The sequence below is a fragment of the Campylobacter novaezeelandiae genome (genome assembly GCF_018968685.1).
Taxonomy (GTDB): domain Bacteria; phylum Campylobacterota; class Campylobacteria; order Campylobacterales; family Campylobacteraceae; genus Campylobacter_D; species Campylobacter_D novaezeelandiae.
This window is the reverse complement of sequence record NZ_CP076657.1, coordinates 1,443,647-1,462,259: the sequence shown is the minus strand read 5'-3', so window position 1 is coordinate 1,462,259 and position 18,613 is coordinate 1,443,647. Positions and strand designations below refer to the sequence as shown.

At 30.3% G+C, this 18,613-nt stretch carries 13 protein-coding genes, 2 tRNA genes and 3 rRNA genes; 9 read left to right on the top strand and 9 right to left on the bottom strand.

The features are described 5' to 3' along the window. The first annotated feature begins 4 nt into the window (after nucleotides 1-4). A complete protein-coding gene (locus CNZW441b_RS07410) occupies nucleotides 5-1,885 on the top strand; it encodes a mechanosensitive ion channel family protein (RefSeq protein ID WP_216681390.1) in 1,881 nt (626 codons plus the stop codon). An 18-nt stretch (nucleotides 1,886-1,903) separates the two neighbouring features. Here CNZW441b_RS07410 and CNZW441b_RS07405 read toward each other — a convergent pair whose 3' ends face one another. Beyond that, entirely contained in the window at nucleotides 1,904-2,260 is a 357-nt protein-coding gene (locus CNZW441b_RS07405; RefSeq protein ID WP_216681389.1) for a hypothetical protein, read from the bottom strand. An 840-nt stretch (nucleotides 2,261-3,100) separates the two neighbouring features. Here CNZW441b_RS07405 and CNZW441b_RS07400 point away from each other — a divergent pair. The 5 genes from CNZW441b_RS07400 (at nucleotide 3,101) to rrf (ending at nucleotide 8,431) form a co-directional block, all read left to right on the top strand. Further along, nucleotides 3,101-4,614, top strand: a 16S ribosomal RNA gene (locus CNZW441b_RS07400). Nucleotides 4,615-4,708: 94 nt separating this feature from the next. Then, a tRNA-Ala gene (locus CNZW441b_RS07395) sits at nucleotides 4,709-4,784 on the top strand. A 5-nt stretch (nucleotides 4,785-4,789) separates the two neighbouring features. Then, nucleotides 4,790-4,866 (top strand) — tRNA-Ile (locus CNZW441b_RS07390). Nucleotides 4,867-5,234: 368 nt separating this feature from the next. Further along, nucleotides 5,235-8,143, top strand: a 23S ribosomal RNA gene (locus CNZW441b_RS07385). A gap of 171 nt (nucleotides 8,144-8,314) precedes the next feature. Next, nucleotides 8,315-8,431, top strand: a 5S ribosomal RNA gene (gene rrf, locus CNZW441b_RS07380). The 16S, 23S and 5S rRNA genes sit together here with 2 tRNA genes alongside, the layout of an rRNA operon. 677 nt (nucleotides 8,432-9,108) lie before the next feature. Here the strand turns inward: rrf and tssG are convergent. From tssG to pheL, 7 genes are all read right to left on the bottom strand, one after another. Then, nucleotides 9,109-10,014 carry a type VI secretion system baseplate subunit TssG gene (gene tssG, locus CNZW441b_RS07375; RefSeq protein ID WP_216681388.1) on the bottom strand — a complete coding sequence of 302 codons (906 nt, stop codon included), beginning with the start codon at nucleotides 10,012-10,014 and terminating at the stop codon, nucleotides 9,109-9,111. Beyond that, on the bottom strand, nucleotides 10,011-11,729 hold the full coding sequence (tssF, locus tag CNZW441b_RS07370; RefSeq protein ID WP_216681387.1) for a type VI secretion system baseplate subunit TssF: 1,719 nt from the start codon (nucleotides 11,727-11,729) through the stop codon (nucleotides 10,011-10,013). The genes tssG and tssF overlap by 4 nt, the downstream gene beginning before the upstream one ends. After that, nucleotides 11,729-12,106: a GPW/gp25 family protein gene (locus CNZW441b_RS07365; protein WP_131163058.1), complete on the bottom strand. Its 378-nt coding sequence runs from the start codon at nucleotides 12,104-12,106 to the stop codon at nucleotides 11,729-11,731. The genes tssF and CNZW441b_RS07365 overlap by 1 nt, the downstream gene beginning before the upstream one ends. A gap of 3 nt (nucleotides 12,107-12,109) precedes the next feature. Continuing rightward, a complete protein-coding gene (tssC, locus tag CNZW441b_RS07360; protein ID WP_131163059.1) occupies nucleotides 12,110-13,561 on the bottom strand; it encodes a type VI secretion system contractile sheath large subunit in 1,452 nt (483 codons plus the stop codon). Nucleotide 13,562: 1 nt separating this feature from the next. Next, nucleotides 13,563-14,048 (bottom strand): type VI secretion system contractile sheath small subunit, encoded by a 486-nt coding sequence (gene tssB, locus CNZW441b_RS07355; protein WP_131163060.1) that lies wholly within the window; start codon nucleotides 14,046-14,048, stop codon nucleotides 13,563-13,565. 56 nt (nucleotides 14,049-14,104) lie between these two features. Then, complete coding sequence (locus tag CNZW441b_RS07350; protein WP_216681386.1) at nucleotides 14,105-15,352, bottom strand: type VI secretion system domain-containing protein; 1,248 nt, start codon at nucleotides 15,350-15,352, stop codon at nucleotides 14,105-14,107. 79 nt (nucleotides 15,353-15,431) lie between these two features. Then, nucleotides 15,432-15,476, bottom strand: a complete 45-nt coding sequence (gene pheL / locus CNZW441b_RS08305; protein ID WP_373563805.1) for a pheA operon leader peptide PheL — start codon at nucleotides 15,474-15,476, stop codon at nucleotides 15,432-15,434. 32 nt (nucleotides 15,477-15,508) lie between these two features. On the opposite strand from pheL, the gene tssJ reads away from it, so the two are divergent. From tssJ to icmH, 3 genes are read left to right on the top strand one after another with little or no spacing between them, the layout of a single operon-like run. Next, nucleotides 15,509-15,880: a type VI secretion system lipoprotein TssJ gene (gene tssJ, locus CNZW441b_RS07345; RefSeq protein WP_425331636.1), complete on the top strand. Its 372-nt coding sequence runs from the start codon at nucleotides 15,509-15,511 to the stop codon at nucleotides 15,878-15,880. Nucleotides 15,881-15,888: 8 nt separating this feature from the next. Next, complete coding sequence (tssK, locus tag CNZW441b_RS07340; protein WP_216681383.1) at nucleotides 15,889-17,271, top strand: type VI secretion system baseplate subunit TssK; 1,383 nt, start codon at nucleotides 15,889-15,891, stop codon at nucleotides 17,269-17,271. Between the two features lie 8 nt (nucleotides 17,272-17,279). Next, a complete protein-coding gene (icmH, locus tag CNZW441b_RS07335) occupies nucleotides 17,280-18,050 on the top strand; it encodes a type IVB secretion system protein IcmH/DotU (RefSeq protein WP_216681382.1) in 771 nt (256 codons plus the stop codon). Nucleotides 18,051-18,058: 8 nt separating this feature from the next. On the opposite strand, the gene CNZW441b_RS07330 is transcribed toward icmH, so the two are convergent. Continuing rightward, the gene (locus CNZW441b_RS07330; protein WP_131163065.1) at nucleotides 18,059-18,571 is read right to left on the bottom strand and encodes an Hcp family type VI secretion system effector; all 513 of its coding nucleotides are present in this window, start codon (nucleotides 18,569-18,571) and stop codon (nucleotides 18,059-18,061) included. Nucleotides 18,572-18,613: the final 42 nt, after the last annotated feature.

Below are 18,613 nucleotides of genomic sequence, written 5' to 3'. Positions count from 1 at the left end.
TTTTATGAGAAAATTTTTAATTTTATGTTTTTTTATTTTAAATTTATTTGCTAATAGTGAATTTAAATTTATTGATATTAACAAGAGTATTTTAAATGGAAAAAACGTTTATACTTTATCTCAAAAATTTGTAGAATTAAATGAACAAATTAAAGAATACAAAAAATTTACAGATTCAAACAGTAGCATATACAGCGGTATTTTAAAAGAGCTTGAAGATCAAAAAAAGGAAATTCTTTCAGAAATTCCACAAGTAATTGTAAGTCAAAGAATAAACGAAAAGGCTACAGAATCTTTTTTAAAAATTAAACAACAACTACAAGAGACCTTAAAACGTAGCAATGATAAAAGCTTTATTTATGTAGATACAGCTTTAAATTTAGCCTATTTAGACATCGTTGAGAGTTTTTATTCTTCTTTGTTAAGTTTAGAAAATCTTTTTAAAAGTGCTGCAGATAGTGAAAGTATAGTAAATGTTATCGACGAAGCGATGAATGATTTGCAAAAAACTCTTAGTATGGATTTAAGTGTTTATAGAACAAAAATTACAAACCCTAATGAAATAGAAAAAATATCACACAAAGAAGAAATAATTGCCAATACGGTTAATTCTTATAATGAAATTTTAAAATATTTAAGAGTAAATTCAAAATTACTTGAGAGCAATTATCTTTTTAGCATTTTAGGACTTCAAAATTGGATTGATCGTATTAATGAAATAGCAAATATTCATTTTTTAAATACAGGAAAAATTGTTATTTCAATTTTAACTCTTATTTTTTTCTTTTCATTAAGAAAAGTTTTTTCTCATATAGTTTATTTTCTGCTAGTAAAACTAATTTATCGCAATAAAGCAAAAGCCAATGAGGTTAAAACAATTTTTATTGAAAATATCAAAAAACCTGTAGGATTTTTACTTATTGTTTATGCTATTAGCGTTTGTTTGACAATAACTTTTTATCCAGCTCCTGTTTCTTTTGATCTTACAAATCTTTTTTATATTGTTTATGCTGCGCTTATTGCTTGGCTTGTTCTTAATATTTTAGATGGATATGGTATTGTTTTAGTTGCAAATTTAGCTAAAAAAAGTGATAAAAAAGAAGTTGTAAATTTAATTATCAAAATTTTATATTTTGTTGTTATTATTATAGCTTTGCTTTTTATGCTTGCTCAACTTGGTTTTAATATTTCTGCTATTATCGCTTCTTTAGGAATTGGTGGTTTGGCTGTTGCTTTAGCAGCAAAAGATATCATTGCAAATTTCTTCGCTTCTATCTTGCTTTTGTTTGATAATAGTTTTAACCAGGGAGATTGGATAGAAATTTCAGGTATTGAAGGAACTGTTGTTGAAATAGGGCTTAGAAAAACAACTATAAGAACTTTTGATAATTCTTTGGTTTTTTTGCCAAATTCAACTATTATGGGAGCCAATATTAAGAATTGGAGCAAGAGAAAAATGGGACGTCATGTAAGAATGTATCTTGGTGTTACTTATGATGCAACCCCAGAGCAATTAGAATCTTGTGTAAATGATCTAAGAGAATTGCTAAAAAATAGTCCTTTAGTAGCTCAAGTTGATGATAATGCTTTAAAATATGGAGATACTAAGATAAAATATCGTCAAAATTTAGTTTCCATCAATGATTTAGAAGGATATAAAAACTCTTGCTATGTAGCTTTAAGTGAATTTGCTGATAGTAGTATTAATATAGAGCTTTATTTTTATACAAAGGCTATTTCAGCAAATGATTTTAGGCAAGCAAGACAAACTCTGATGCTAGAATTTATGAGAATAATTGCTAAAAATGGATTAAGCTTTGCTTTTCCAAGTAGAAGTGTTTATGTAGAAAGTTTACCTAAAAATTTCCAAGATAATAAAACCTAAAAGGTTTTATTATTAAAATTAATAAGCTTTTTTACGACATTCAATTTCTATTTTTCTTGCAGCAGGGATTGTTGTGCTTGGTGGAGTAATAGCTGATGACATGTAATAAACTTTAGCTTCTAAAAAATCTCCTATTTTAAGATCTTTAAACATTCCTTTTTTATCCATTCCAAATATACCACAATCATCCATATCTATTTCAGTATTTGGTAGAATTTTGATCGCTATTTGACCACCGTGAATGGCGTCAATTAATATTGTTTTATTATTATCATAAATTTCTGCAATACTTCCTTGTATTTTAATACCATCAGCTAAAAGATTTGTAAATATTACAGATCCTGTAACGATAAGAGATAAAAATAATTTTTTCATAATCAACCTTTCCTTATTTTTAATATTTGATTAGAATGATAAACTTTTTATATAAAGTGAAAGTGAAGTGATGATTTGTGTTTTTTTGGTTTAGTGCAAAATGACAAATAAAGCTAACTTGCCAAAAAGTGTAATTTTAATAATAAAGTATTTGCAAGTTTATATTATTTATATCTAATAAACCATCTCTTAGCTTTAATTTTGGAGTATTAAAAAATATTAGATTGAATTCAGTATATTAAGTAAAATAAGTATATTAAGTATATTAAGTATATTAAGTATATTAAGTATATTAAGTATATTAAGTATATTAAGTATATTAAGTATATTAAGTATATTAAGTATATTAAGTATATTAAGTATATTAAGTAATAATCTATTTCAAGAGAGTTTATAATTTCATAGATCTTTATAAACCACAACCACAAAATAATAAAATTTTTCTCAAATTAACCCCAAATTCTAAACCTCATTTAATCTCCCCTTAAGCTTATTAGGAATATAATCTCATTTCTTTTTTACATTTTACAAAAAAGCCTTAAAAGCATTTTTTAAAATAATAAAATAGTTGTATTAAATAATACTTTGATAAAAAGTAGTTTTTTATTTTTAAAATAAAAACTATGGATTATATTATTTTTAATTTTTTCACTATTTTATTTTAAGTAAAAAAGTTTTGTTCTTTTAATTTAATATTGTTTTCAAATCTTATAGTCAATCTTTGAAATCTAAATAAGTGATCGATTGAGCCAGATTATAATTATAAAAAATATAAAGATTAAACTAGTTTTTAATCAAATACTTTTTCTTTGAAGAAAAAGATTAAACTATCTATAAATTATTATGGAGAGTTTGATCCTGGCTCAGAGTGAACGCTGGCGGCGTGCCTAATACATGCAAGTCGAACGATGAAGCTTCTAGCTTGCTAGAAGTGGATTAGTGGCGCACGGGTGAGTAAGGTATAGTTAATCTGCCCTACACTGGGGGACAACACTTAGAAATGAGTGCTAATACCCCATACTCCTATTTAACATAAGTTGAATAGGGAAAGTTTTTTCGGTGTAGGATGAGACTATATAGTATCAGCTAGTTGGTAAGGTAATGGCTTACCAAGGCTATGACGCTTAACTGGTCTGAGAGGATGATCAGTCACACTGGAACTGAGACACGGTCCAGACTCCTACGGGAGGCAGCAGTAGGGAATATTGCGCAATGGGGGAAACCCTGACGCAGCAACGCCGCGTGGAGGATGACACTTTTCGGAGCGTAAACTCCTTTTCTTAGGGAAGAATTCTGACGGTACCTAAGGAATAAGCACCGGCTAACTCCGTGCCAGCAGCCGCGGTAATACGGAGGGTGCAAGCGTTACTCGGAATCACTGGGCGTAAAGGGCGCGTAGGCGGATTATCAAGTCTCTTGTGAAATCTAATGGCTTAACCATTAAACTGCTTGGGAAACTGGTAATCTAGAGTGAGGGAGAGGCAGATGGAATTGGTGGTGTAGGGGTAAAATCCGTAGATATCACCAAGAATACCCATTGCGAAGGCGATCTGCTGGAACTTAACTGACGCTAAGGCGCGAAAGCGTGGGGAGCAAACAGGATTAGATACCCTGGTAGTCCACGCCCTAAACGATGTATGCTAGTTGTTGGGGTGCTAGTCATCTCAGTAATGCAGCTAACGCATTAAGCATACCGCCTGGGGAGTACGGTCGCAAGATTAAAACTCAAAGGAATAGACGGGGACCCGCACAAGCGGTGGAGCATGTGGTTTAATTCGAAGATACGCGAAGAACCTTACCTGGGCTTGATATCCTAAGAACCTTATAGAGATATGAGGGTGCTAGCTTGCTAGAACTTAGAGACAGGTGCTGCACGGCTGTCGTCAGCTCGTGTCGTGAGATGTTGGGTTAAGTCCCGCAACGAGCGCAACCCACGTATTTAGTTGCTAACGGTTCGGCCGAGCACTCTAAATAGACTGCCTTCGTAAGGAGGAGGAAGGTGTGGACGACGTCAAGTCATCATGGCCCTTATGCCCAGGGCGACACACGTGCTACAATGGCATATACAATGAGACGCAATACCGCGAGGTGGAGCAAATCTATAAAATATGTCCCAGTTCGGATTGTTCTCTGCAACTCGAGAGCATGAAGCCGGAATCGCTAGTAATCGTAGATCAGCCATGCTACGGTGAATACGTTCCCGGGTCTTGTACTCACCGCCCGTCACACCATGGGAGTTGATTTCACTCGAAGCGAGGATGCTAAAATAGCTACTTTCCACAGTGGAATCAGCGACTGGGGTGAAGTCGTAACAAGGTAACCGTAGGAGAACCTGCGGTTGGATCACCTCCTTTCTAGAGTACTAAAGTAATAAGTCTCACAACTATTACTTCAATCAAACTCAATCATCCTTGTTTAGATTTCAAAGATTGATGAAAAGCTAATTTTGGGGAATTAGCTCAGCTGGGAGAGCGCCTGCTTTGCACGCAGGAGGTCAGCGGTTCGATCCCGCTATTCTCCACCATATAAGGGCCTATAGCTCAGCTGGTTAGAGTGCACCCCTGATAAGGGTGAGGTCACAAGTTCAAGTCTTGTTAGGCCCACCATAGGATTAAGATTTGAAAAAAGGTTTAAATCTAAAGTAAGTATATTTAAATTATATAATTTTTTATATATTTACTTTAGGTTTTACCTAAATGTTCTTTTACTTATCAATGTTAAGAGTCACAAGCAAGTTTTAAAAAACAATTTTACTAAGCTTGTTAAAGAATAAGATTTTATATTTTTCTTTAGTATAAATATTATCTAAAGTTGAGTTTTAATATTTATTTATAAGTATTAAATGCTTTCCGTCTTGAATATAAAAGACTTATTGTAAAACTTTAACAAGGAAGTGATGCGTTTTAGAATAAAAGGTAGAAGTTAGATTCTAGTCTAACTTTTATGCAAACTTCTTTTTTATAAAGAAGTCAAAAGGTAAGCTACTAAGAGCGAATGGTGGATGCCTTGACTGGTAAAGGCGATGAAGGACGTACTAGACTGCGATAAGCTACGGGGAGCTGTCAAGAAGCTTTGATCCGTAGATTTCCGAATGGGGCAACCCAATGTATAGAGATATACATTACCTTAATAGGAGCGAACGAGGGGAATTGAAACATCTTAGTACCCTCAGGAAAAGAAATCAATAGAGATTGCGTAAGTAGCGGCGAGCGAAAGCGTAAGAGGGCAAACCCAATGCTTGCATTGGGGGTTGTAGGACTGCAATATGTATAAAAAAAGCTTAGCAGAACATTCTGGAAAGTATAGCCATAGAGGGTGATAGTCCCGTATGCGAAAAGCTGACTTTAACTAGCAGTATCCTGAGTAGGGCGAAACACGTGGAATTTTGTCTGAAGCTGGGTCGACCACGATCCAACCCTAAATACTACTACCAGATCGATAGTGCACAAGTACCGTGAGGGAAAGGTGAAAAGAACTGAGGTGATCAGAGTGAAATAGAACCTGAAACCATTTGCTTACAATCATTCAGAGCCCTATGTAGCAATACAGGGTGATGGACTGCCTTTTGCATAATGAGCCTGCGAGTTGTGGTGTCTGGCAAGGTTAAGCACACGCGAAGCCGTAGCGAAAGCGAGTCTGAATAGGGCGTTTTAGTCAGATGCTGCAGACCCGAAACGAAGTGATCTATCCATGAGCAAGTTGAAGCTAGTGTAAGAACTAGTGGAGGACTGAACCCATAGGCGTTGAAAAGCCCCGGGATGACTTGTGGATAGGGGTGAAAGGCCAATCAAACTTCGTGATAGCTGGTTCTCTCCGAAATATATTTAGGTATAGCGTTGTGTCGTAATATAAGGGGGTAGAGCACTGAATGGGCTAGGGCATACACCAATGTACCAAACCCTATCAAACTCCGAATACCTTATATGTAATCACAGCAGTCAGGCGGCGAGTGATAAAATCCGTCGTCAAGAGGGAAACAACCCAGACTACCAGCTAAGGTCCCTAAATCTTACTTAAGTGGAAAACGATGTGAAGTTACTTAAACAACCAGGAGGTTGGCTTAGAAGCAGCCATCCTTTAAAGAAAGCGTAATAGCTCACTGGTCTAGTGATTTTGCGCGGAAAATATAACGGGGCTAAAGTAAGTACCGAAGCTGTAGACTTGACTTTGTCAAGTGGTAGGAGAGCGTTCTATTTGCGTCGAAGGTATACCGGTAAGGAGTGCTGGAGCGAATAGAAGTGAGCATGCAGGCATGAGTAGCGATAATTAATGTGAGAATCATTAACGCCGTAAACCCAAGGTTTCCTACGCGATGCTCGTCATCGTAGGGTTAGTCGGGTCCTAAGCCGAGTCCGAAAGGGGTAGGTGATGGCAAATTGGTTAATATTCCAATACCAACATTAGTGTGCGATGGAAGGACGCTTAGGGCTAAGGGGGCTAGCGGATGGAAGTGCTAGTCTAAGGTTGTAGGAGGTTATATAGGCAAATCCGTATAACAATACTCTGAGAACTGAAAGGCTCTTTGAAGTCTTCGGATGGATAGGAGAACCCCTGATGCCGTCGAGCCAAGAAAAGTTTCTAAGTTTAGCTAATGTTGCCCGTACCGTAAACCGACACAGGTGGGTGGGATGAGTATTCTAAGGCGCGTGGAAGAACTCTCTTTAAGGAACTCTGCAAAATAGCACCGTATCTTCGGTATAAGGTGTGGTTCGCTTCGTATTAGGATTTACTCCGAAAGCGAAGAAACTTACAACAAAGAGTCCCTCCCGACTGTTTACCAAAAACACAGCACTCTGCTAACTCGTAAGAGGATGTATAGGGTGTGACGCCTGCCCGGTGCTCGAAGGTTAATTGATGGGGTTAGCATTAGCGAAGCTCTTGATCGAAGCCCGAGTAAACGGCGGCCGTAACTATAACGGTCCTAAGGTAGCGAAATTCCTTGTCGGTTAAATACCGACCTGCATGAATGGCGTAACGAGATGGGAGCTGTCTCAAAGAGGGATCCAGTGAAATTGTAGTGGAGGTGAAAATTCCTCCTACCCGCGGCAAGACGGAAAGACCCCGTGGACCTTTACTACAGCTTGACACTGCTACTTGGATAAGAATGTGCAGGATAGGTGGGAGGCTTTGAGTAATAGACGCCAGTTTATTATGAGCCATTGTTGAGATACCACTCTTTCTTATTTGGGTAGCTAACCAGCTTGAGTTATCCTCAAGTGGGACAATGTCTGGTGGGTAGTTTGACTGGGGCGGTCGCCTCCCAAATAATAACGGAGGCTTACAAAGGTTGGCTCATAGCGGTTGGAAATCGCTAGTAGAGTATAAAGGTATAAGCCAGCTTAACTGCAAGACATACAAGTCAAGCAGAGACGAAAGTCGGTCTTAGTGATCCGGTGGTTCTGTGTGGAAGGGCCATCGCTCAAAGGATAAAAGGTACCCCGGGGATAACAGGCTGATCTCCCCCAAGAGCTCACATCGACGGGGAGGTTTGGCACCTCGATGTCGGCTCATCGCATCCTGGGGCTGGAGCAGGTCCCAAGGGTATGGCTGTTCGCCATTTAAAGCGGTACGCGAGCTGGGTTCAGAACGTCGTGAGACAGTTCGGTCCCTATCTGCCGTGGGCGTAAGAAGATTGAAGAGATTTGACCCTAGTACGAGAGGACCGGGTTGAACAAACCACTGGTGTAGCTGTTGTTCTGCCAAGAGCATCGCAGCGTAGCTAAGTTTGGAAAGGATAAACGCTGAAAGCATCTAAGCGTGAAGCCAACTCTAAGATGAATCTTCTCTAAGCTCTCTAGAAGACTACTAGTTTGATAGGCTGGGTGTGTAATGGATGAAAGTCCTTTAGCTGACCAGTACTAATAGAGCGTTTGGCTTATCTTAAATAAAGCATCACTTCCTTGTTAAGGTTTTACACCTTTAAATGAGTAAGGTTTTAAACTTGCTTTTAACATTGTTTTTTAAGTATTCTTACTTAAATAATAAATGTGTAAATTAATCATTGTCTTTTATAAATAATATTAAAGATAGAATAAAGAATATTTAAATAACAATGTCCGTGATTATACAGATGTGGAAACGCCTTGCTCCATCCCGAACCAAGAAGCTAAGCACATCGTGGGTGATGATACTACGCCTTACTGGCAGGGGGAAAGTAGCTCATTGCGGACTTGTTAATTTACTTCTTATACTACATACTACTAATTATAAATAATAATTTCAATATTAAGGTTTTAAAAAGATTATTTAGGATTGTTTGTTTAATATATTAAGTTGAATGTTTATGATTTAATTTAAATTCTAATTGTTTTTTATATTTTAGTTATTTTAGAATGTTTATTTTTAATGGTTTTTAGAATGGTTAAGATAGGTATTATCTAATGAATGAGAGGGTTAAGATTTAAATTTATTATGTTTAAAATATAAAATCATTTATTAATAATAATTTAAACTTTTTAAGTGATAAATTGTAAGCACTTGATAAATTTTTAGGTTATGATATATAAAGATATTTTTTATAAATGATTTTAATAAAGTAGCAAGATTATATTTAAAATTTATGTAGAGATATCAAGCTTTTATATAACCTTTTATTTATAAATGACATTGTTAAAATAATAAAACGTATATAATTCTTTTTTTGTGTTTTTTAAAAGATAGAGATTAGGGAAGTTTTAAAGGCATAGGATTTGCAAAATTTATTACAAAAAGATAAAGGTAAATTATTGCAAAGTTTCAAGCTGATATTATTTTTTGGATAAAGATGAATTTTTGATACTTTTAAAAATAGATAACTTGCAAATTAGAGTATCTATAATAGTCAAAATAAATATTATAAATTTTTAAATTTATAATTTTGTATATATAAAACCATAAGAGTTTTTGGGCTTTTTTAGAATTTTTGCTAGCCCAAGTTTTGAGGAGCTTTTATCTCCTAAAATAAAACTCATTTTTTTATTATATTTAATTTTTAAATATAAATCCGTATCAAATTCATTATTAGTTAAAAAAACGATACTTTCTTTTAATTCTTGATAGGATTTTTTTCCAGGAAAAAAATTTAAAGCTTGCTCATATTCTATATTTTTTATATAAATAGCTATTTTGCTACTGTAAGATATAATTTTTTTTCCTAAAATTAAATTATTTCCCAGAATATTGTTTTTTGAACCCAGTTTATTTTTTTCATATGATGGAATTGTAATTTGATGAGGGATATTTTCTATAATGCTTATTTTATTATATAGATTAAAATTACTTTCCAAAGCTTTTTCTATATAGTATTTTGGTCGTCTAAAACTTAAAAGCAAGGGAGCAAATTGCAAATATTTTTTAGCGATATTATTATTTTCAATCCCAAGTAAAGAAAATAATATCCTAGATAAAGTATCACTGAAATCTTCTTTAAAAGATCTTGCATAATTTCTTAAATTTTTACTTTCAAAAAATAACCATAGTATATAGTGATTAAAGAAATCAAAAAATAAGGTCCATTCTGAACTATTTTGACTTCTTGATAGTTTGTCTAACATATAGCTAGGTAATTGAGAAGTGCTTCCTTGCAATCCTATAAAATTAACTATTATTTCAATTAGAATTTTTTGATTTTTTTTATTAAATTTAATAGCCTCGATTTCTTTATTGGGATGTTTTAAGCTAGGATTTGATCTTAAAAAAATATCTTTTTTATTATAGTTTTTAAGAAGTTTTCTAATCAACCTATAAAAATCATACTCTAAAAATTCATCTCTCACATTAACTCCTTATTACCGCTTACAATAGGATAAGTAAAAATATCTTCATTTTTTAAACATTTAATCTTTAATTTAAAAAAGGAATTAATGCTTGTAAAAGAACCAAAGAATCTAGATAAAACTAAACCTAATCTATAAACATCTCCTAAAGAATAAAAACAAGAATCATCTATATCTATAATACATAAAGTCCCTCTTTTGTTTAAATGATAAGAAGAATAGATAGTTTTTGCTTTTATATTTATAATAGCTTTTTCTAAAAGTTCACATATACTTTTATTCTCCTTATCATCCATAAAACTATAAGTATTTAAGATAGCCAAAAAAGAATCTTTGCTTAATAAACTTTGATAATTAAAAGAAAGTAGTGCTACTAATTTATAAAGTAAGCTTCCATCTACCTTAACTTCTCTTAAAGCGCTTGCAAGAGTGATATTTTTTGTTTTAATATTTTTAAAATCTTTTAAATGATTAATATCTGCTATTTTTAATTTTAAAGGCAAGTTTTTATTAGAACATAAAGCATTGATACTTATAGTTTCAATAAAATTTTCATTATCAGTAAAGAAAGAGATTTCTTTAAAAGAATTATTCTTAGAATCAGATTTAGAACTTATATAATAAAAATTATCTTTATTTTGCAAGGAAAATCTTTCAAAGCTATTATAATTTTTAAGCATTTTTACCTCGCCTATATTACTATGAGCTTTTACTTGTATTACTTCTATTAATTCATAAGCATCTTCATGAGTTCTATCTATAAATATTTTATAAGCATCTTTAGTATGATTATTGATAATAGGTTCAGCACTTTTTTCAAAAATATTAATAATAGGACTTACTGCTAAGGAAAACATATGAGCTTTTGGTATGCATTCTTTAGGTAAGGCTTTTAAGAATTTAAAGCGTAGAGTAAAACTTAAATCTGATATATTATTTAAAATATTTAAATTTTCAATACCAATAAAATTAAATTTCTGAGGAATAAAAAAATATTCTCTCAATAAAGAAAACGCTTCAAAACCTAAATCATTATATTTTATGACACTTTCATTACTATTAAATCCCATGGTTTTAATATAATAAGGATTTAATTTAATTTCTTCATTATTTTCTAAGATAATACTTAATTCTTGAAGATAAAGATGAATATATAAAAGTAAAGTAGTTGAGACATAAACTTCATCTCCAAGATAAAGATTGATTCTTTCTAAATTTAGATCACTTAGTTTCGTATTTTCTTTATTGATTTTTAATTTTATATCCATGCTATGATATTTTTTTTCATTGTTTAAGAAAACTTCTTCAATTTCTAAAGGATAAAGATAAACATCATAAGTAGTTTTAAATTCGCATTCAATTTTATCTACGGGTTTAGTTTTGAGTATGCTTGATTTAGGAATTAAAATTTTATTTTCTTTAGCATTTTTTTCAAAAGCAAATTCTTGTAAACATAAAGATGGTAAAGAATTTGTATAATTTGGAGAAAGTATATTGATTAAAGACTGTGCTATATAAGGAATATTTTCATCTAATTCTTTGTGAATTTTTGAGGTTAAAATAGCAAGATTTTCAATGATTCTTTCTACATCTGGATCTTTGGAGTTTTTATCTAAAAAAGGAGCTAATTTAGGATAAAATTCTAAAATAGTTTCCTTGCTTTTGTGAAGATAATCAAGCTCTTTTTGATAGTAAAAAATGTTTTCTTTATCCATCAAAAAACCTCATAATAGCGATTATTTTTAAAAATAATTTCATAATTAATTTCTTTCATTTCATCATCAATACATTTTAAAAGAAAACTAAGCTGCCAAGGACTTAAGGAATAATCATAATTAATGGATATAATTTTTATCCTTTTTTCATATTTAGAAATTAAATAATTTATTTCTTTAGCCATATTTGAAGAAAGCTCATTAGCGCTTAAATTTAAATCTGTATGAATACCTAAGTCATTTATACTTAAGCAATCATCAAGCTTGGTATTGAGTAAAGCTTTTATATTGTTTTTAATATCTTTATATTTATCCTCTATAAAAGCTTTAGAATTTTGTTCATCAAGATTGTGAATAATTTTATCTAAAAAAGACATTAATTATTCTTTATCAAGCTTTCCTACTAAAGAAAGTTCAAAATTACCGCCCATATATTTAAAATGAGGTCTTACGCTAAGATTTATTTTATACCAGCCTACTTCTCCTGCTACATTTTCAACTTTAATACTAGCTGCTCTAAAAGGTCTTTTACTTCTTACTTCAGCAGGAGGATTTTCTTGATCTGATACGTATTGTCTTATCCATTCATTAAGTCCATTTTCAATATCACTTCTTTCTTTCCAGCTACCAATTTCTTCTCTTTGTAGAACTTTAAGATAATGAGCAAGCCTTGAAATTAAGAAAATATAAGGAAGTTGAGTTCCTAAACGATAATTCATCTCAGCTTCTTTGCCCTCTTGAGTATTAGCAAATATTTTAGGTTTTAAGGCTGAATTTGCTGAGAAAAAAGCCGCGTTATTTGTATCTCTTCTTAAGGTTAAAGCTATAAAACCATTTTCTGCAAGTTCAAATTCTCTTCTATCTGTAATTAGCACTTCTGTTGGAATTTTAGCCTCAAGTGTTCCAAAGCTTTCATAAAAATAAGTAGGCAAGTCTTTTACACTTCCTCCGCTTTTTGGTCCTATAATGCTTCCACACCATCTATACTTTGCAAAACTTTCACTTAATCTTGTAGCAAAGGCATAGGCTGAATTACCCCATAATAAATGCTCATGCGAAGCGTGGATATTTTCTTTATAATTAAAACTTTTAATAGGATTTTCTTTATCATCATAAGGACTTCTTGTTAAAAATCTTGTTACAAGCAAACCTGCATATTTAGAATCTTCATTTTCTCTAAAGGTATGCCATCTTGTATATTGAGGTCCTTCAAGTAAACTTTTTAAATCTTTGACATTGGCTAATTCTGCGTAATTTTCAAGTCCAAAAAAAGATGCAGATAAAGAAGTGATAAAAGGAGAATGACTCATTGCAGCAATAGAAGACATTTTATTTAAAAAATTCATATCAGGGCTACTTGTGCTTAATTCATAATCTCCTATAATAGCTCCAACAGGTTCTCCTCCAAATTGTCCATACTCAGCAGAATAAATATTTTTATAAACAATGCTTTGAGTTATATCAGGATTGTTCTCAAAATCTTCTAAGGCCTCTTCTTTGCTTATATCAAATAAATCAATTTTAATATTTTCATTAAAGTCAGTTCTTTGAACTAAAAATGAAATTCCTCTCCAAGTAGATTCTAATTTTTGAAATTCTTTATGGTGTAAAATTTCATCCATTTGAGCAGAAAGTAAAGTATCAATTCTTGCAATCATTTCATCTAGAACAAATTTATTAATCTTATCCTCAACATTATCATTTTGAACAATGCTAGATATAAACTCAGCAACACCTTTTTTTGCTATGGCATAACTCTCATCATTTTTATTATATTTTGTTTTTTCCATAATGGTATCAATTATAGAAGGCGTGAGTGTTTTATCTTGCATTTTATTCCTTTTCTTCTTTAATTTCTAAAAGTAATTGTTCTTTTGAGCCTTTATCCATTAAAGCCTCCAAGAGAGCTTTTCTAAAATCAGGTATATTCCCCATAGGCCCTTTTAAAGCCATTAAAGCTTCTCTTAATTGTAAGAGTTTATTAAGTTCTGGAACTTGCTTTATAATGTTATCAGGAGAGAAGTCTTTCATATTAGAAATATGAAGATTAATATTTAACTCACCTTCATTATTTTCACTTAGAGTATTTTTTACGCTAAATGAGGTATTAATATTTAGTTTTTGCATCACTTGATCAAAATTATTTTTATTAATAGAAAGAATTTCTCTTTCTTCTAAATTCTTTTTATTTTCACTTGCGGTTAAATCAGACATTATCATTAATTTTAAAGGTAATTCAACATCAGCATTTTGCCCGTTTGTTTTAGCTTTGTAAGTAATATTAATGCGCTCTTTTGGAGCGTTTGATCCCTCAGACATTAATTATCCTTTAATTTAAATTTAAAATATTATAAACAATTAAAAATAAATATTAGCTAATTAAAAGCTTTTAGTTTCGCTTTTTCATATTCTTTAGTTAAATAATCTTTTAAGAGTTTTTTTTCCATTAAATCTTTAATTTGTGTATAAATAATCTTTGCGTTATATTCCATTTTTTGCTCTTCGAAAAGTTCAGCCATTTGTATTAAAGAATTAAGAGTGCTAAATAAAGAATTATCACGGTTTTTATCAATATCTATTAAACTTTGATTTAAATCTTTTTGAATTTTAGATGGATTGGTTTTTGTATTTTCATTTTTATTAGAAAAGTAGTTTAATAAGCTTTGTTCGCAAAAAGGAGTGTTATTGCTAAATTTAAGTTTTAAAAGCTCTTTAAAACGATCAATAAAATTATAGATTAAAGAACATAAAAATTTTGCTATATTGTATTTTTTGTGTTTTTTTAAAAATTCACAAAACATCTTAAATCCTTCAAACCAAAAAGGATTTAAAGCAAGATGAGACATAAAAAGTTTTATGTGTTCTAAAAGATTTGAGGACTCTTTAAGTAAGAGTTCTTCTAAATTTTTATTAGGACTTTCAATAAAAGTGATAAAATTTTCATGAGGAGGTAAGTGTTCAATTTTACCCCAACAAGCTTCAATAAATAATGCATAGGCCGTTAAATTATCTATATCATTGGTTAAAAGTTTAAAGGCTAAATCATTAAAATAAGTTTTATAAGATCTATCATTTAAAAGATCAATGCTTTCTTTTTTTGTTTCTTCATTATTTAAATTTATTTTTTCTTTATTGTGTTGATTATCTTGTATTTTAGCTTTTTGTATATTTAATTCTATAAAAGAAATATTTAGGCTTTTTTCTAATTCTTTAAAAATTTCATTAAATTCTAAGGCCATATCAGGATTAATATTTAATTTTGCATTATTAAATTGATTTATAAAATTTTTTATAATACCTTCTAATCTTTTTTTGTAAGAATTTAATATTTTTTCATCTTGTGTTAGTGTGTTAGAATTTAATAAAGAGTTTAAATGCTTAAATAGTTTTAATAAATTCTCATAAACTGTTGCATTATTAAGATATAAACAAGCCAAAGAGAAATAATTGCAAATTTTAATATCAATTGTTTTAGTCTTTAAAAGATTAAGCGAGTATTCATACACTTTATCCCATTCAATACTTTCATGATTTAGAGTTTGATATTTAGACATTTGATATTCTAAGAGTTCATAATACTCTTCTTGTTTAAAATCATTATTTATACTTTTTGCAAAAGTCATTCATACTCCAAATTCTATTAACTTTTATAATTATAATTAAAATTTAAAAAATATTATGTTAATTTACTTGCTTTAAATCTTAAAGGATAAAGAAAAATGCATAAAAAAATCTTTTTAACTTTATGCTTTTTGTTGTTTAATGCTTGTTCAAGTACTGTGGGTATAAAAATAATTAATGAAGAAAATTCTAATTTAAATAAACGTCTTGATGATGTTCCTCTTACAATTATTATTTATCAATTAAAAGATATAAGCAAATTTAAAGAAAGTAATAATGCTGATTTAATAAGTCAAGATCAAATACTTTCTAAAGATAAAATCGATGCTTTAAGGCTTCAATTAGCCCCTAAAGAACAAACCTTAGCTCTTGAGGTTAAGGATGATGAAACGCCTTTTATAGGAGTGCTTGTTTTATATACTAATGGCACAATTTCTAAAATTTATACAAGTACTAAAGATGCTAAAGGTTTTGGAAAAAACAAACTTCTTATTTTTGAAATCAATAAAGAAGGTATTAAAAAGCTTTAGGAAAAAAGATGGCAGATAAATTAAAAGTTGTTTGGTTTAATGGTTTAAGTATAGATAAAATTCATTTTGAGCAGCAAGAAAGATATATAGAACGTAATATAAATACAAAAACAATCCATCTTTTTAATGCTTTATATGGCATTATTGATTTAGAATTTGATAAAGAAATGCTAGAATTTGGAAGAATTGCTTTAAAAAAAGTATCTGGCATTGCACGTGATGGAAGTATTTTTGATGCTCCAATGCAAGATATTTTACCAGAGCCATTAGAGCTTGATTTTAACACTTTAAATAGTCCAATTATAGTTTTAAAAACTTCTTTAACAAATGAAGCCTTAGCTGATGTTGCTCTTAATAATGATTTAGAACTTAAATACAAAACTATAAGAAGTATTATAGCCTCTAAAGTCTATGATGGTAATAACGAATTTAAAGATTTTGAAGAAGATGAGGATATAAAAAATTCTACTTTTGCACAAGATAAGATGAATATAGCACTTGCAAGTTTAAGATTGAAACTAGGCGTTTTGGGAAATGCAAATGCTAATGAACTCGAAATTCCTATTTGTAAAATTAAAAATATTTCAGCACATAAAAAAATAGAGCTTGATGAAAATTTTATTCCAACTTGTCTTAATTTAAATAAAATAAATATTGTAAAATCTTTTTTAAATCAAATTCTTTATACAATTAATCAGCACAAAATCACTTTTAAAAATGTATTTAAAGGTATAGATAAAACTAAAAATACTTTGGATTTTAGCACTTATTTAACTTTAAATCTTTTAAAAAAATGGTATTTAATCTTTTCTTATATCAACAATAAAGAAAAAATTCATCCAGAATTTTTATATGAAAAACTTATAGAATTTCAAGGAGAATTATATGCTTTAAGTAATGAGGAAGAATTAGAGTTTATAGCTTATAATCATGATGATTTAAGCTCTACTTTTATTTTGCTTATTAATCATATAAGAGTTTTATTTTCAAAAATTACCTCTCCTAAATATAGCATAGCTAAACTTGTAAATAATGGCAATGGTTTTTATGATTTATTATTTGATAATGATTCAATTTTAGAACAAGCTGAACTTTATTTAGCAGTACATTCTAGCGTTGGTTATGAGTATTTGCTTCGCAATTTTAAAACTCAAAGTAAAATTTATACTCAAAGCAAAATTAAAGAAATTGTTGCAACCCAGTTAAAAGGTTTAAATATAGAACAAATTCCAAATATTCCTTCTAATATTCCTTATTTAAATGGTTATATTTATTATAAATTAGACAAAGAGGATAAATTATTTAAAGACTTTAAGGGTGAAAATGTGATTAGCATTTACTTAACTAATAATATAAAAGAAGCTGATATTAAGATGTGGGCTCTTTTTTAAGGTAAAAAATGCAAGAAAAAGAATTAAATCTGATTTTAAGTTCGCAGTTTAAAGGGCTTGGAAATAATAAAGTAATTGATAATTCTTTAGAGCTTTTATTGCTTATTTTTAGATTGTCTAAATTAAATTCTATTGATTTAAGCTTTATGCAAAATCTTAAAGATGATTTAATTAATGATATTTTAGCTTGGAGTTTAAAGCTTGGAGCTTATAAAGAATATGAGGAAAAAGATATAATTAAACTAAGATATTGTCTTTGTGTTTTTATTGATGAGATGCTTATGAAAAATAGTATTTTTATTAATAGTTCTTGGGCAAATAATACTTTAACAATTAGCTTATTTGATGAAGCTTTGGGCGGAAATAATTTTTATGATATAGCCTTAAATTGGTTAAGCGATCCTTTAAAAAATAAAGATTATCTTGAATTTATTTATGCGCTTTTAGCTTTGGGTTATCAAGGAAAGTATTCAAATGATGAAAACGTTAAAGAAAAAGTGGTTAATTTTTTAAATAATATAAGTTCGAGTTTGACTCCTCTTTTTAATGTAGATGAACAATTAGTTTTTAATAAAGCTTATGAAAATAAAATTAAAGAAAATCTTTGGCAAAAATTTAAAAGATTATATTTTAAAAAAACTCTTATTATTTTGCCTATTGTTTTTGTTTTATTTTTTTATTTGTATTCTTTAATAGATCTTCATAATAATAATTTAAAAGTAAAAGAAGAAATAAATAAGACAATTGCTGAATTTAATCAGAGCATAAAGCTTAATTAAAATATTAATTAAGCTTTTTCTCTCCAATCATCTGCACCACTTGTTCCAGCAGCTACATGCTCCCAAGTAATTTTTCTGTAATTAAGCGAGACTTTAAAAAGTTCAGTTTTGTTGTGATTATTTGGATCTTGAGCATTTGGCATTATAAGAGTAATATCTGTAATAATTGCATCCTCTAATTTGGTTGTAAAAAAATGCTCTTGTCCACCACTTGTTGAAGTTCTAAACCAATGTACTTCAACATTAGGAAGTCTTTCTCCGCTAGTTAGAGCATTATAAAGCAATGGAACGGCTTTGTTTAAAGAGCAAGTAAAACTAAAGGGTTTATGCACTCTTTGTCCTGAGGGTTGTCCGCTTTGTTGATCAACAGGCACTGTTACTATGTGAGAGATTTCTTGAGCCATAATCTCATCTTCATGTCCTGCTTGGTAGCGATTTCCTATACTTGCTTCAGTAGAAGCACCACTTGAGATAAGTCCTTGAGTGGAGCCTTCTATTTTTATATATGCTGGTTGTGCCATAGCAACTCCTTTAAATCTAATACTTAATATTCTAGCAATATT

Coding starts and splice junctions, on each gene's coding strand:
- CNZW441b_RS07410 (WP_216681390.1), top strand. CDS start 5: ATGAGAAAATTTTTAATTTTATGTTTTTTTATTTTAAATTTATTTGCT.
- CNZW441b_RS07405 (WP_216681389.1), bottom strand. CDS start 2,260: ATGAAAAAATTATTTTTATCTCTTATCGTTACAGGATCTGTAATATTT.
- tssF (WP_216681387.1), bottom strand. CDS start 11,729: ATGGATAAAGAAAACATTTTTTACTATCAAAAAGAGCTTGATTATCTT.
- CNZW441b_RS07365 (WP_131163058.1), bottom strand. CDS start 12,106: ATGTCTTTTTTAGATAAAATTATTCACAATCTTGATGAACAAAATTCT.
- tssC (WP_131163059.1), bottom strand. CDS start 13,561: ATGCAAGATAAAACACTCACGCCTTCTATAATTGATACCATTATGGAA.
- tssB (WP_131163060.1), bottom strand. CDS start 14,048: ATGTCTGAGGGATCAAACGCTCCAAAAGAGCGCATTAATATTACTTAC.
- CNZW441b_RS07350 (WP_216681386.1), bottom strand. CDS start 15,352: ATGACTTTTGCAAAAAGTATAAATAATGATTTTAAACAAGAAGAGTAT.
- tssK (WP_216681383.1), top strand. CDS start 15,889: ATGGCAGATAAATTAAAAGTTGTTTGGTTTAATGGTTTAAGTATAGAT.
- icmH (WP_216681382.1), top strand. CDS start 17,280: ATGCAAGAAAAAGAATTAAATCTGATTTTAAGTTCGCAGTTTAAAGGG.
- CNZW441b_RS07330 (WP_131163065.1), bottom strand. CDS start 18,571: ATGGCACAACCAGCATATATAAAAATAGAAGGCTCCACTCAAGGACTT.